The sequence below is a fragment of the Bradyrhizobium retamae genome (genome assembly GCF_001440415.1).
GTDB classification, from domain to species: domain Bacteria; phylum Pseudomonadota; class Alphaproteobacteria; order Rhizobiales; family Xanthobacteraceae; genus Bradyrhizobium; species Bradyrhizobium retamae.
On sequence record NZ_LLYA01000171.1, the window covers coordinates 46,532 to 60,074 of the forward strand.

Annotated in this window: 13 protein-coding genes; 11 read left to right on the top strand and 2 right to left on the bottom strand. The window is 62.9% G+C overall.

Annotated elements, in window-relative coordinates; genetic code table 11:
• The first annotated feature begins 74 nt into the window (after positions 1–74).
• The 10 genes from CQ13_RS27015 (at position 75) to CQ13_RS27060 (ending at position 9,325) form a co-directional block, all read left to right on the top strand.
• Positions 75–1,334 (top strand): ABC transporter substrate-binding protein, encoded by a 1,260-nt coding sequence (locus tag CQ13_RS27015; RefSeq protein ID WP_057845876.1) that lies wholly within the window; start codon positions 75–77, stop codon positions 1,332–1,334.
• A gap of 95 nt (positions 1,335–1,429) precedes the next feature.
• Positions 1,430–2,332 carry a branched-chain amino acid ABC transporter permease gene (locus CQ13_RS27020; RefSeq protein ID WP_057845877.1) on the top strand — a complete coding sequence of 301 codons (903 nt, stop codon included), beginning with the start codon at positions 1,430–1,432 and terminating at the stop codon, positions 2,330–2,332.
• Positions 2,329–3,351: a branched-chain amino acid ABC transporter permease gene (locus CQ13_RS27025; protein WP_057845878.1), complete on the top strand. Its 1,023-nt coding sequence runs from the start codon at positions 2,329–2,331 to the stop codon at positions 3,349–3,351. The genes CQ13_RS27020 and CQ13_RS27025 overlap by 4 nt, the downstream gene beginning before the upstream one ends.
• 2 nt (positions 3,352–3,353) lie before the next feature.
• Positions 3,354–4,112 carry an ABC transporter ATP-binding protein gene (locus CQ13_RS27030; protein ID WP_057845879.1) on the top strand — a complete coding sequence of 253 codons (759 nt, stop codon included), beginning with the start codon at positions 3,354–3,356 and terminating at the stop codon, positions 4,110–4,112.
• The gene (locus CQ13_RS27035; RefSeq protein WP_057845880.1) at positions 4,109–4,825 is read left to right on the top strand and encodes an ABC transporter ATP-binding protein; all 717 of its coding nucleotides are present in this window, start codon (positions 4,109–4,111) and stop codon (positions 4,823–4,825) included. The genes CQ13_RS27030 and CQ13_RS27035 overlap by 4 nt, the downstream gene beginning before the upstream one ends.
• Before the next feature lie 74 nt (positions 4,826–4,899).
• Positions 4,900–5,676, top strand: a complete 777-nt coding sequence (locus CQ13_RS27040; protein WP_057845881.1) for an enoyl-CoA hydratase/isomerase family protein — start codon at positions 4,900–4,902, stop codon at positions 5,674–5,676.
• Positions 5,676–6,131, top strand: coding sequence for a MaoC family dehydratase (locus CQ13_RS27045; RefSeq protein ID WP_028350125.1), 456 nt, complete (start codon positions 5,676–5,678; stop codon positions 6,129–6,131). Before CQ13_RS27040 ends, CQ13_RS27045 begins: the two co-directional genes overlap by 1 nt.
• A 4-nt stretch (positions 6,132–6,135) precedes the next feature.
• Positions 6,136–6,993, top strand: coding sequence for an HpcH/HpaI aldolase/citrate lyase family protein (locus tag CQ13_RS27050; RefSeq protein WP_057845882.1), 858 nt, complete (start codon positions 6,136–6,138; stop codon positions 6,991–6,993).
• 194 nt (positions 6,994–7,187) lie between these two features.
• Positions 7,188–8,132, top strand: coding sequence for a DMT family transporter (locus CQ13_RS27055; RefSeq protein ID WP_057845889.1), 945 nt, complete (start codon positions 7,188–7,190; stop codon positions 8,130–8,132).
• Between the two features lie 110 nt (positions 8,133–8,242).
• Entirely contained in the window at positions 8,243–9,325 is a 1,083-nt protein-coding gene (locus tag CQ13_RS27060; RefSeq protein WP_057845883.1) for a zinc-binding dehydrogenase, read from the top strand.
• A 134-nt stretch (positions 9,326–9,459) separates the two neighbouring features.
• Here CQ13_RS27060 and CQ13_RS27065 read toward each other — a convergent pair whose 3' ends face one another.
• Complete coding sequence (locus CQ13_RS27065; RefSeq protein WP_057845884.1) at positions 9,460–10,608, bottom strand: DJ-1/PfpI family protein; 1,149 nt, start codon at positions 10,606–10,608, stop codon at positions 9,460–9,462.
• Between the two features lie 360 nt (positions 10,609–10,968).
• On the opposite strand from CQ13_RS27065, the gene CQ13_RS27070 reads away from it, so the two are divergent.
• Positions 10,969–12,408, top strand: a complete 1,440-nt coding sequence (locus CQ13_RS27070; RefSeq protein WP_057845890.1) for an FAD-binding protein — start codon at positions 10,969–10,971, stop codon at positions 12,406–12,408.
• 9 nt (positions 12,409–12,417) lie between these two features.
• Here CQ13_RS27070 and CQ13_RS27075 read toward each other — a convergent pair whose 3' ends face one another.
• Positions 12,418–13,311 carry a LysR family transcriptional regulator gene (locus CQ13_RS27075; RefSeq protein WP_057845891.1) on the bottom strand — a complete coding sequence of 298 codons (894 nt, stop codon included), beginning with the start codon at positions 13,309–13,311 and terminating at the stop codon, positions 12,418–12,420.
• Positions 13,312–13,543 lie beyond the last annotated feature (232 nt).

Below are 13,543 nucleotides of genomic sequence, written 5' to 3' on the forward strand. Positions count from 1 at the left end.
AAATCCTGTGGTCATACGGAGGCGTCACGATCTCCGGCCACGGATTGGGAACGCCAATCCACAGGGAGGAAGCAATGACGAGAACCCGCAAACCGGGCGTAAGCCGACGTGCGACGTTGGCGATGATGGGCGCCGGTGCCGTATCATTCGCGACACCCTGGGTGGCGCGCGCGCAAGCCAAGACCATCAAGGTCGGCATGCCGACCATTCTCTCCGGCCGCGTGGCGCAGCTTGGCACCTCATCGCGCAATGGCGTGATGCTGGAAGTCGAGAAGGTCAATGCTGCCGGCGGTCTCGCTGGACGCCAGATCGAGATGGTGATCCGCGATTCAAAGGGGCAGCCGCAGGAAGCCGCCCGCGTCGCTCGCGAACTCGTCAACACCGACGGATGCGAAATCCTGATCGACGCGGAAGCGTCGTCGGGCGCGTTCGCCGTGCACGAGGTGGCGCGCGATCTCGGCGTGCTCTGTCTTCACACCAATTCGGAAACTTCCGCGCTGACCGCCGATCCCAAGCAGCACATTCCGAACGCCTTCCGTACCGCGCGCCAGGGTGTGCACGATTCGATCGTCGGCGGCAGCTACGCTGCGACGATCGCCAAGGCCAAGGGGCTGAAGAAATGGGCGACCTGCTCGCCCGATTACGCCTATGGCCGCGATACCACGGCCGAGTACGTCACTTATCTGAAGCGCTTCGCGCCCGACATCGAGATCATCAGCGAATCCTGGCCAAAGCTGTTCCAGCCCGATTACACCGAGGTCGTGACAAAGATCCTGCAGGCCAAGCCGCAGGCGCTGTATTCCTGCCTGTGGGGCGGCGACCTCACGTCCTACATCGACCAGGCCAACATCTACGCGCTGTTCAGCCAGATGGAAGTATTCGCAGTCAACATGGCCGACTACACCGCGCTGACTGTGGTGAAGAACCTGCCGAAGGGCATTCACTCCGGTAACCGTTACATCAAGACATATCCTGCAACCCCGGAGAACGCCGCGTGGGGCGACGCCTATAAGGCAAAATACAACGAATATCCTACTAACTGGTCCTGGGAGAATGCGACCGCGATCATGCTGCTCGCGGAAGCGTCCAAGAAGGCGAATTCGGCCGACGGCAAGAAGATTGCGGAGGCGCTCCGCGGCCTGAAGATCAAGTCGCCGTTCGGCGCCGACGGCACCGTTACCATGCGCGCCGAGGACCAGACGCTGGTAGGCTATGCGATCGGCTGGGGAACCACGATCCCACAGGAGCCCTACGTGCCGCAAGTTCAGGCGGGCGACTGGAAGACAATCTTCGAACTCGAAGCCGAGTGGAAGAAGAGCAAGGGCTACACCTGATTGACCGCGACGGCTGAGGCGGCGCAAGCTGCCGCCCGTTCGCCGCCGAATGATCTTCGCGTGCTGTACCGGCGCGCTGGAATGGATGTGTTCCCTTGGACCTCGACGCGCTTACCGGCTGTCTCGCCAGCTCCGCCTGTCTGGTGACGCAAACCACCAGCGGCTTCATCATCGGCATGTTGCTGTTTCTCGTCGCCGTCGGACTGACGCTGATCTTCGGCGTACTGAAGGTCGTCAACTTCAGCCACGGTGCCTTCTATATGTTCGGCGCCTATTTCGCGATGACGGCCTATCAGTTCTCCGGCAGTTTTGCGCTGGCGATGCTGTGTGGTGCGGCGGGTACCGCCATCCTCGGTCTGATCTTCGAACGCATCTTCATGAGCCGGGTCTACGGCGCTGACGTGTTGATGCAGCTTCTCGTCTGCTACGCCTTCGTGCTGATCTTTGATGACGTGGTGCGGATGATCTGGGGGCCCGAGTTCAAATCGATGGGTATGCCGGCGGCGTTCCAGGTGGCGCCGCTGTTCATCGCCGGCGGGGTGGTGCCACCATATTATCTGCTCTTGATCGGCGTTGCGCTCGCGGCCGCCATGATCCTCGGGCTCGGCCTTGCCCGCACCAGGATCGGCAAGGTAATCCGGGCGGCCGCCCATAACCCTGGCATGGTATCCGCGCTCGGCATCAACACCGGCCTGATCTACGGCGGCGTGTTCGCGCTTGGCGGCATGCTGGCGGGACTTGCCGGCGCACTTGCGGCGCCGGTGCGTTCGCTGACGCCCGGCATGGGATTTTCGGTGCTGATCGAATCCTTCATCGTCACCGTGATCGGCGGCATGGGCTCGATCCTCGGCGCGTTGATCGGGGCGCTCTTGATCGGCCTGATCCGCTCGTTCGGCTCGCTCGGCTTTCCGCTGTTTACCGAAGGGCTGATGTACCTGTTCATGGTAATCGTGCTGGTGTCGCGGCCGACCGGCCTGTTCGGCAAGGAGGTCGCATGACCGAATTGCAGGCCGAGCAAGGCGTGCAGGCACTCGAGGTGCCCCATGAAGCAAAGACGCGGCGCAATCGGGATGCCCTGATCGCGCTTGCGGTCTTTGTCGTGCTGGCGCTGTTGCCGACGGTCTTCAGCAGCAAATTGCTGCTCGACTTCGTGATCCGCTGCGCCGCCTACGGGCTGTTCGCGACGTCGCTCAACCTTCTGGTCGGTTACACCGGCCTGATTTCGTTTGGCCACGGCATGTTCTTCGGCCTTGGCGCCTACGGCTTCGGGTTGATGATGCAGAAGACCGGCGTTCCCGTCCCGGTGGCTTTCGTTGCAACGCTGGGGATCACGTTTGCCGTGGCCCTTGTCATTGGTGCCATCTGCGTGCGGTTGAAGGAAATCTATTTCGCCTTCGTTACACTGGCGTTCCAGATGCTGATCCACTCGACGATTCTGTCCTGGGTATCGCTGACCGGCGGCGATCAGGGATTGCGCGGTGGCATTCCGCGACCGCCATTTTTGGGCATTGATCTGTCGAACCAATTGCATCTCTATGTCGCGAGTTGCGCGTTGCTGGTGATCGGGCTGTTCTTGATGCATCAGATCGCGCAGTCGCCGTTCGGCTACACACTGCGCATGATCCGCGACAACGCAACTCGTGCGAGCTTTATCGGCATCGACGTCTGGCGTGCCAAACTGACGATCTTTGTGCTCGCGGCGCTGTTCGCCTCGACCGGCGGGATCATCATGGCGCTCTTCGTCTCCGGGGCCTATCCGGAATTCGCCTATTGGACCATTTCGGGCGAGGGCATTTTCATCAACATGCTCGGTGGCGTGACCACATTCCTCGGGCCGATGGTCGGCACCGTGCTGCTCCTGATCCTCAACGACACCGTCACCCGCCTGACCGATTATCACGGCCTCGTGCTGGGGATCGTGATCCTGTTCTTTGCGATCGGCCTGCGGAAGGGCCTGATGGATTTCGTCGTCGAATGGTACGCGCAACGCCGTAGCGGCGGCGGGGAGCGCGGCTAGCGATGCTGGAGATACGCTCCCTTTCCAAGTCATTTGGCGGCGTCAAGGCGACGGACAATGTCACGCTGGATTTCACAGATGGTTCGCTCACCGCCGTGATCGGCCCCAACGGAGCCGGCAAGAGCACGTTCTTCAACCTGATCACCGGCGCGTTGAAGCCCGACGCTGGCCAGATATTGCTCAACGGCCTCGACTTGGCCGGGCGCACGCCGCCTGAGATCGTTCGCCACGGCATCGGCCGCGCGTTCCAGGTCGCGAGCATCTTTCCGTCGCTGACGGTGCAAGAGACGATGCTGGCAGCCGTGTGCGCCGATCAGCGCAAAGCCAGCGTCCTGCACCGTCGCTTCCCGCTGGCGGAGACCCGCGACCGCGCCGAGCATGCGATGGAATTGCTGGGACTGGCCAGCAAGCGAAACCGCACCGCGGCGACGCTGTCGCATGGCGACCAGAAGCTGCTCGATATCGCACTCGCGCTGGTACTCGATCCGAAGGTGCTGCTGCTCGACGAGCCAACCGCCGGCATGGGCACCGAAGAACGCTGGCGGATGATCGAGAAGGTGAGGGAGCTCTGGGAGACGCAGAAGATCACGGTGGTGTTCATCGAGCACGACATGGATATCGTGTTCAAGATCGCGCCGGAGATCGTCGTGCTCTGCTACGGCCGCATTCTTGCAACCGGCAAACCGGATGCGATCCGCCGGAATGAGGCGGTGATCGAGGCCTATCTCGGCACCGAACATCATGCGGGGATCACTGTATGAGTGCGCAGCCGGTCGTGCAGGTCCAAGACCTCGACGTCTATTACGGCACCAGCCAGATATTGTTCGGCGTCGGCCTGTCGGTGCGGCAGGGCGAGACGATGGCGCTGCTCGGCCGCAACGGCGCCGGCAAGTCGACCACCATGAAGGCGATCATGGGGCTCGCGCCGGCCCGCCGCGGCACGGTCACCTTGCAAGGCAGGGTTGTCTCCGGGCTGAAGCCGCATCACATCGCGCGCGCCGGCCTCGGCTTCGTGCCGGAGGATCGCCAGATCTTTCCCGAACACACGGTCGAGGACAATCTGGTCATCGGGACCAAGAAGGGGCCGAACGGCGAGGACGAATGGCCGATCCGGCGCATCTATGACGTGTTTCCGCTGCTGGAGCCGTTGCGGCACCGGATCGCGGGAAGGCTGTCGGGTGGCGAGCAGCAGATGCTGGCGATCGCGCGCACGCTGATGGGCAATCCCGCATTGCTGCTGCTGGACGAGCCGAGCGAGGGGCTGGCGCCGATCATCGTGCAGCGGATCGGTGAACTCTTGCGGCAGCTCCGCGGTACCGGAGCCACCGTGCTGATCGCCGAGCAGAACATGCATTTTTGCCTTGGCCTTGCGAGCCACGCGACGGTTATCGACAAGGGCCAGATCGTCTACACATCCGGGATCGAAGAGCTGAAAGCCAACGAAAACATTCGGCAGCGCTATCTCGCGCTGTAGCTTTCCGCCCGCCCGAGGGATGAGATGACATCGAACGCAAGACATCGCCGACATCAGGCCAAAGGAGGCACGGCATGAGTGCCGATCTGGTTCGTTATTCTGTCTCGGGCAATATTGCCGAGATCATGCTGGATCGCCCACCGGTCAATGCGCTCAGCATGGACCTGATCGATGCGCTGCTGGCCGCGCTTTCGAAGGCGAGCGACGACGAAGCGGTACGCGCCATCATCATCGGCAGTGCGCACAAGGTGTTTTGCGCCGGGCTCGATCTGGATATTGTTCGCGGCAAGCCTGGAATCGAGACCAAGAAGTTTCTCGAACGGCTGTATTTTGCGCTCAACGACATCCAGTATCGCATGGGTAAGCCGACGATTGCTGCAGTCGATGGCGCGGTTCGCGCCGGCGGCATGACGATTGCGATCTCCTGCGACATGATCATTGCGGGCGAAGGCTGTACCTTCGGCTATCCCGAGATCGATGTCGGGCTGATCCCGGCCATTCACTTCGTGCAACTGCCGCGGCTGGTCGGCAAGCACCAGGCTTTTGGGCCGCTGTTCCTCGGCGAGCCTTTCGATGCCGCAACTGCCTTTCGCATGGGGTTGCTGAGTGAGGTCGTTCCGAAGGGAACCGCGCTGGATCGGGCGCGGGAGATCGGGCGCAAGCTTGCTGCCAAATCACCCATCGTCATGAAGATCGGGCGCGATGCTTTCATGCGGGCGGTCGACGCCGATTTCCGCCGCTCGGTCGAAAATGCCGCCGAGAGCTTTGCACTCGTTGCAACGACGGAGGACTGTCAGGAAGGCTTGAATGCGTTCGTCGAGAAGCGAACGCCAAACTACAGGGGGCGCTGATGGCTGGATTGTATTTCGAGGAGTTCGAGGTCGGCCGCGAATTCCATCATGAGTTCAGCCGCACGGTGACCGAGATGGACAACACGCTGTTCAGTCTCCTAACCATGAACCCGCAGCCGCTACACATCGATGCGCATTTCGCCGAGAATACCGAATTCGGCCAGCGGCTGTTCAACAGCCTCTATACGCTCGGCATCATGATCGGCATGAGCGTCTACGACACGACGCTCGGCACCACGATCGGCAATCTCGGGATGACCGATGTGAAATTTCCAAAACCGGTATTCCACGGCGATACGCTCAGGGCGCACACCAAGATCATTTCCAAGCGTGAGAGCAAGTCGCGGCCGAACCAGGGCATTGTCGAGTTTGAGCACACCATGACCAATCAGCGCGGCGAGGTGGTGGCGAGCTGCCGCCGGACCGGCCTGATGCATTGCAAACCGAAGGCGTAAACCGATGCGATCGTTCCTGTTCGTTCCCGGCGACAGCCTGCGCAAGTTCGGGAGCGCCAAGAAGACCGCGGCCGACGCGCTGATCCTCGACCTCGAGGACTCGATTGCGCCGGATGAGAAAGTCGGAGCGCGGCGGATCGTGCGCGAGATGCTCGACGCCCGGAATCCGAACCAGAAGATGTATGTCCGAGTCAACGCGCTCGATACCGACTTGACGCTTGGCGACCTCGCCGCGGTCATGCCGGGCCGGCCTGACGGCATCGTGCTGCCGAAATGCGCCGGCGCCGCCAACGTGAACCGTCTGTCGCTGTATCTCGATGCCTTCGAGGCCGCCGCCGGGATTGAACAGGGATCGACGAGGATCGTCACCGTAGCGACGGAGACCGCAAGGGCGGTGCTCAAGCTGCTCGACTTCGAGAACATGAGCCCGCGGCTGTGGGGCATGATGTGGGGCGCCGAGGATCTCGCCGCGTCGCTCGGCGCGTCGCGTAACCGGACCGCCGGCCGCTTTCATGGTCCGTTCCTGCTGGCGCGCGATCTCTGCCTGATCAGTGCGGCCGCAGCCGGCGTCGTCGCCATCGATACCATCGCCACCGACATCAACGATCTCGACGCGCTCAGGGAGGAATCCATTGCCGCCCGACAGGATGGGTTCCTTGCCAAGGCGGTGATCCATCCCAAGCACGTCGATGTCGTCAATGCCGCCTTCATGCCGACGGATGAGGAAGTCGCCTGGTCGGAGAAGATCGTCAAAGCGTTCAACGACAATCCGACGTCAGGTGTCGTGAAGATCGACGGCAAGATGATCGACAAGCCGCATCTGCGCGCCGCGGAGAAGATTTTGGCGTTGCGAGTACGGTAGCGCGCTCATCTGCACCATCCTTAACAAAGTATTGCAATCGCGCCCTCAGCGCATATCGGCATCCTGTTTTCGGACCTAGTCGCATTGGGCGAATTGGTGTTTTTTACAACTTCGCCCGATTCGAAAAATTACTGCCTATCGAGATTGCCGTGACACCGCCCCCCGCCGCAGCCGCTAGGCTGGACAGCGCTCATCTGCCTTTGCCCGAAAAGAAGTCGACGATCCGCAAGGCGCCCGCGCGCGCCGATCGGCCGTTCAAGGGCATCGCGCTGGTGCTGGCCTCGACGGTGTTTCTCGGCGCCTCCGACGTGACGGCGAAATATCTGTCCGCGACCCTGCCTTCGATCGAGATCGCCTGGATCCGCTTCCTGGTGTTCGCGATGATTATGACGCCGGCGATGCTGCCGGGTTCCCCGCTCTATGCGCTGCAGACCAAACGCCGCGGCCTGCATCTGTTGCGCGGCGCGGCGCTGTTGGGCTCGTCGCTGTTCTTCATCTCCGGCCTGCGGTTTCTTCCCATTGCGGAGGCCTCCGCCACCGGTTTCGTCGCGCCGCTGTTCGTCACCGCGCTCTCGATCATCTTTCTTGGCGAGAAGGTCGGCCTGCGCCGCTGGATCGCAACCGGCGTTGGCCTCGTCGGCGTGCTGATCATCCTGCGTCCCGGCACCGGCGCGTTTCACCCCGCGGCGTTCTTTCCGCTGGTCTCGGCGCTGGCCTGGGCCTGCACGCTGATCATGACGCGAATGATGAGCGGCACTGAGCGCGCCATCACTACCATGACCTATTCGTCGATCGCGGGCTTGTTCATTCTCTCCGCGCTGGTGCCGTTCGTCTGGGTGACGCCCACTTGGCACGATATCGCCTTCGGCATCCTGATCGGTGTCGCATCGACCGCGGGGCAGTGGATCGTGGTGCTGGCGTTCCGCTACGCCGACGCCTCCGTGCTGGCGCCGTTTTCCTACACGCAATTGCTGTGGGTCAGCGTGCTCGGTTTCCTGATCTTCGGCGAAGTCCCGGATGCCTATACGATCACCGGCGCCGCCTTCATCGTCGCCTCAGGCCTCTACACCGCTCATCGCGAGCGGGTCCGCCGGTCGCAGCTTCTGACGGTCTCGGCCGAGTCGTCACCGAACGCCTGATACGGGTCACCCACAAGAAGGCACCTGTTCCTACGCCGGTAAGGGCGTTGCACGCTATTCGTGGTGATCCTCCGTGCTAAGGTGAGCAAAAATCACCAGGAGGATCTTTCGTGCGCGCAGCCGTTTTCCGCAATGGGGAAATTGTCGTCGACGAGATGCCGGAGCCGAAACCCGGTGCCGGGCAGGTGTTGGTGAAGTCGCTGGCCTGCGGCATCTGCGGCTCCGACCTGCATGCGCGCAAGCACGCGCACCGCATGGTGGAGCTCGCCAAGCATTTTCCGGGCCGCAAGCCGATGGACCTTTCGCGCGACGTCGTGTTCGGCCATGAATTCTGCTGCGAGGTGCTGGACTATGGTCCTGGCACCACGGGAAAGTTAAAGGCGGGCACCAAGGTTTGCTCGCTGCCGGCGCTACTGACCCCGGAAGGCCCGAAGGGCATCGGCTATTCCAACGACAATGTCGGCGCCTATGCCGAGCGCCTGCTGCTTAGCGAAACCTTGCTGCTCGAAGTTCCGAACGGCCTCGCCGCCGAGCACGCCGCGCTTACCGAACCGCTCGCGGTCGGCGTTCATGCCGTGGCAAAAGCCAACATCAGGGGAGGCGAGGTGCCTTTGGTGATCGGCTGCGGCCCGGTCGGGCTCGCCGTCATCGCAGCGCTGAAGATCAGGGGATTGCACCCGATCGTGGCCGCCGATTACTCGCCGGCCCGCCGCGCGCTCGCCGAAAAGCTCGGCGCCGACGTCGTCGTCGATCCTGCACGCTCACAGCCTTACGCGACCTGGGCCGAACACGCCCAGATGTCGCCGGAGGAAAAGGCCGCGCGCCCGCCGCTGCAGGCGCTGTTGCCGGCGCTGAAACCCGCGCTGATCTTCGAATGCGTCGGCGTGCCTGGCCTGATCCAGCAGGTGTTCGAGGGCGCGCCGCGCGATGCCCGCATAGTCGTGGTCGGCGTCTGCATGGAGACCGACCGCTCCGAGCCGATGCTCGGCATCATGAAGGAGCTTAACGTTCAATACGTGCTCGGCTACACGCCGGAGGAATTCGCCTATTCGCTGCGCCTGATTGCGGAAGGGCAGGTGGACGCCGCCTCGATGGTGACCTCCACCGTCGGCATCGGCGGCGTCGCCAAGGCCTTTGCCGATCTCGCCAACCCGGAAGTGCACACCAAGATCATCGTCGAGCCGTGGCGGTGAGGGCCGTGTAGGGTGGGCAAAGGCGCGCAAGCGCCGTGCCCACCATTCATCCACAATCTCGTTTGATGGTGGGCAATGCTTCCGCCTTCGCTCTTCGAGCTACGGCGGACAAGTCGCTGTGCCCACCTATGGCACTACGGCGTCGGATGCTTCGGATATTCAAGCTGCATCGCGACGAAGTCGGCGGTATCCGTTCCGTAGCGCGCAGCAATGCCCGCAAGCGCGTGGTCCAGCGCTTCCGCCGGTTTCACATTCTCGTTCGCCGGCAGCAATCGCGCGGTGGGCCAGTCCGCCGCGACCTGGTCGGGAAGTATCCGTAAGCCGCCGCGACTGTGCTGCGCGTCGGCAGTGCTGGCGAACGTCACCGCCCGTGAGCGATAGGTCCGCGACCAGGCATCGGTGACGAGCGCCAGCGATACCTCGTCGACACCGCCCTTGAGTTCGATGCCAAGCTGCTCGTGCGCCCAGACCGCGGCCGTGTTACGGATAGCCGTCAGCGCAAACGGGCGCGTGAACTTGAACGCGTCGCTCTCGTGGCGCGCATCCCACTCGGCGAGGCCGATCTCGCGGCCGACGGCGCGCGCCTTGTCAGGTCCGGCAATCGCCTCGATCAAGGTGAGCGACATCGGCATCGACGCCGTGATCCCGGTGGTTGTCGCCACGCCCTTGTCGACCACCAGCCGCCGGTCTCTGACATAGCGCATGGTGGGATGCTTGCCGCGCAGCTCCTTGACGGAATACCAGTGCGTGGTGGCCTGCCTGTCGTGCAGCAGCCCGGCATCGCCGACCACCTTGGCGCCGGCGCAGACGCCGATCACGATTGCACCCTTGGCCGACTGGCTTCGGATCCATTGCAACGCATCTGGATCGTCGTCGCGGCTCATGGCGGGGACGATGACGTAGTCGGCGCCGTCAGAATGCTGCGCATCGAACTCCGCTGTTGTCGCCTGCGGTTCGACCTTGAGCGTCGGAAAGAGTGTTACCGGACCCGGTTTCGTCGCCAGCGTAACGACATCGGCGACGTCGGCGCGCTTGAGGATGCCATAGGGCATGAGATAGTCGGTGGTTTCGGTTGCGTCGTTGATCCCGATGATGGCGATCAGCGGGCGCTGCCGCTTCGGCGGCTTCAGCGCCGCGACCGTCGCATCGCGCTCGTCTTGCGTGATCGCCGGCGGGGCCGCGGCCGAGGACGCCGGCGGCAATGAGAAAATCCAGGCTCCGCCGATCACGGCGACAAGCGCGACTGCGCCGAGCGCGCTCCACAATACACGTCGCGAATTCATTGGTTTGCCGGCACGCGCCTCACTCATATCGACCAATCGCAGTCTACAGCCGCAGTGATCCGCCTGAAATGACGTAAATCCGGCGAAAACGGCCATGCGTCGAGAGATGCGAACCGACAATTTCGTGTCCCGAAGCGGTGAGCGTGTCGCGCTGCGCCGAGTCGGGGAACGCAAGCTGGGGGATCGCGGCCGCCGTTCCACAGTTGTTAGCCTTTCACGCTGAGCATTAACGGCGACCGCTGCCGACCTGATCCTCCCGGTTTGCGGGAGTATGCATCCGGCGTGGCAGTCATTGTCTCATGCCGTGTAGCGCCACAGCTTTTGCAGGCGAGCGTCACGGCCTCTGGACAAGGAGGCTTCATGCCATCGGACAGACGTATGTTCTTGGGCGCAGGCCTCGGCGTCACCGCCGCGCTCGCTTCGCGCGCCAGCGCCTTGGCAGCATCGGCGCAGGCGGTGTCGTCAGACGGCCCGCCTCCGCCTGCCAATGTCCGCCTTGAGCCGGAGATTCGCGCCGCCGCAGCCCATGATTTTGGCCGCCTCGTTCACCAGCAACCGCGCGGCGTGCTCAGGCCCGCATCGAGCGCCGACATTGCGAGCCTGATGCGCTGGGCGAAAAGCCGCGCCGTCAAGGTGGCGGCGCGCGGTCAGGGCCACTCGATCTATGGCCGCTCGCTGTCAGCGGACGGCGTCGTGGTCGATATGAGCGCGATGAACGCAATCCGCGAGATCCAGCACGATCGCGTCGTGGTCGACGCCGGCGCAGTATGGCGAGATCTGCTTGACGCAACCTTGGCGCAGGGACTCACGCCGCCAGTGCTGACCAACTATCTCGGTCTATCGGTCGGAGGAACGATCGCGGTGGGCGGCATCGGAGCGACGTCCTCCCGGCATGGCATGCAAACCGACAACGTCATCGCGCTGGACGTGGTGACGGGCGATGGCAATGAACTGAGTTGCTCGGCGAACAGTAACGCCGATCTCTTCGACGGCGTCCGCGCCGGCCTGGGCCAATGCGGCATCGTTACCCGGGCAACGCTGCGCCTGGTGCGCGCTCCCGAGCGTATCAGGCGCTTTCAGCTCTTCTACCGTGATTTGCCATCGCTTACGGCGGACCAGCGGCGTGTGCTGACGGAAGGGCGCTTCGACCAGTTGCAGGGGGCCATTCTTCCCGATGGTAGCGGCGGTTGGCGGTACCAACTTGACGGCGCGATCCCTTATAGCAGCGGCTCGGCCCCCGATGACAAGGCGGTGCTTTCCGGATTGTCGGATGAGCGCGGTGCCGCCGTCATCGCCGACCTGAGCTATCGCGAGGATGCCCTGGCGTTTGGAAAATTCGAAAATCTGCTCCGCTCCAAAGGCCTGTGGTCCAATCCGCAGCCCTGGTTGTTGACGTTCCTGCGCGGCAGCAACGCCGAACGGGTCGCCGGCGATATTCTGGCTGGTCTGAAGGGCGATGCTGTTGGTCCGTTCGGGCGGATAACTCTCTACCCTTTGCTAACGAAAGTGTTTCATACGCCGCTGGTTCGTCTGCCGGAGGAAGATGTTGCTTTTGTCTTTAATCTCATTCGCATCCCCGCATCGAACGATGCGGCGGCGGCACAGCGGATGGTCGCGGCCAATCGTACGCTCTACGATCGCATTCGCGAAGCCGGCGGCGTTCAGTATCCGGTCGGCGCCTTCGCCATTTCGCCTGGCGATTGGGAGGTTCACTTCGGATCAAGCTGGCCGCAGCTGCGCGAAGCCAAGCGGCGCTACGATCCACAACATCTGCTGGCGCCCGGATATAATGTATTCTGACGTGCTGAGCTAAAGCAGATCGGTCTTCAGGCTGCTCGCCAGAAAATCCGAGAAACGCCGAACGCGTTCCAGCGGCGCCCGCGTCGGCGGCCAGACCAACTGGATCTGCATTCCCTCGGTTTCGAATTCCGGCAGAACGATCGTGAGCGCGCCCTGCGCAACGAGATCGCTGATCTGCCACAGCGGCAGCCGGGCAAGGCCGGTACCTTCGCGCGCGGCAGCGCGGATCGAAGCGGCGCTGTTCGAACGAAAGCGGCCGTGCACCCTGATCGACTGCAGCCGGCCGTCAACGCGAAACGGCCATTTGTCGATCACCTCGGCTCCGGCCCGCAAGATGCAGGCGTGCCGCTCGAGATCGCCGGGATGCTGCGGCCGGCCATGTTCGGCGAAATAAGACGGCGCGCCGGCGATGACCACGCGCAGCGTATGCAAGCGGCGGGCGATCAGGGATTCATCGGCGGAGTCGCCGATCCGCACGGCAATATCGAGGCCCTCCGCAACGAGAGCAACCTGCTCGTCGGAGGCGCGAAGCTCGACATCCACGTTGGGATAGAGTTTTAGAAAGCGGCTGACGATCGGCGCCACGTAGGAGGAAGCAAACAGAATGGGCGCACCGACTTTCAATGGACCCTGAATTTCGCCGCGCAGATTGGCTGCCTCGGCCCGCGCCTCGATGATTTCTGCAACCGCCGGCTTGATGCGTTCGTAAAATACCCGCCCGGCCTCGGTTGGCTCCGACCGCCGCGTGGTGCGTTTGACGAGCTCGACGCCGAGCGCGCGTTCCAGCGCCATCAGCGACCGGTTGAGGGATTGCAACGGGCGCCGAAGATGACGCGAGGCCGCCGCCTGGCTGCCCTTCTCGATGACCGCCAGGAAGGCTTCGAGATCGTCCAACCGTTCCAATTCGATATGCCGCGTCTGATATGTCGCCCCTTGGGAAGGTGGATCGAACATCCAGTAATTGCAAGGTCGGCAGGCGCGCGACAGGCAAATCACTTCTGATTTTCAGAAATCGTGTCAATCCCGGGAATCAAAAATATTCCGCTTCACGCGAGAGGCAAATCAGCCGCATATTTCCGCCCGTCTCACCCGATGGAGGGGCGGCTCGCGATCGTCACGAACGTGCGGTGAGATG

Bases quoted from the DNA above. Each gene is read 5' to 3' on its own strand.
- CQ13_RS27065 (WP_057845884.1), bottom strand. From the start codon at position 10,608: ATGAATTCGCGACGTGTATTGTGGAGCGCGCTCGGCGCAGTCGCGCTT.
- CQ13_RS27030 (WP_057845879.1), top strand. From the start codon at position 3,354: ATGCTGGAGATACGCTCCCTTTCCAAGTCATTTGGCGGCGTCAAGGCG.
- CQ13_RS27070 (WP_057845890.1), top strand. From the start codon at position 10,969: ATGCCATCGGACAGACGTATGTTCTTGGGCGCAGGCCTCGGCGTCACC.
- CQ13_RS27025 (WP_057845878.1), top strand. From the start codon at position 2,329: ATGACCGAATTGCAGGCCGAGCAAGGCGTGCAGGCACTCGAGGTGCCC.
- CQ13_RS27015 (WP_057845876.1), top strand. From the start codon at position 75: ATGACGAGAACCCGCAAACCGGGCGTAAGCCGACGTGCGACGTTGGCG.
- CQ13_RS27045 (WP_028350125.1), top strand. From the start codon at position 5,676: ATGGCTGGATTGTATTTCGAGGAGTTCGAGGTCGGCCGCGAATTCCAT.
- CQ13_RS27035 (WP_057845880.1), top strand. From the start codon at position 4,109: ATGAGTGCGCAGCCGGTCGTGCAGGTCCAAGACCTCGACGTCTATTAC.
- CQ13_RS27040 (WP_057845881.1), top strand. From the start codon at position 4,900: ATGAGTGCCGATCTGGTTCGTTATTCTGTCTCGGGCAATATTGCCGAG.
- CQ13_RS27050 (WP_057845882.1), top strand. From the start codon at position 6,136: ATGCGATCGTTCCTGTTCGTTCCCGGCGACAGCCTGCGCAAGTTCGGG.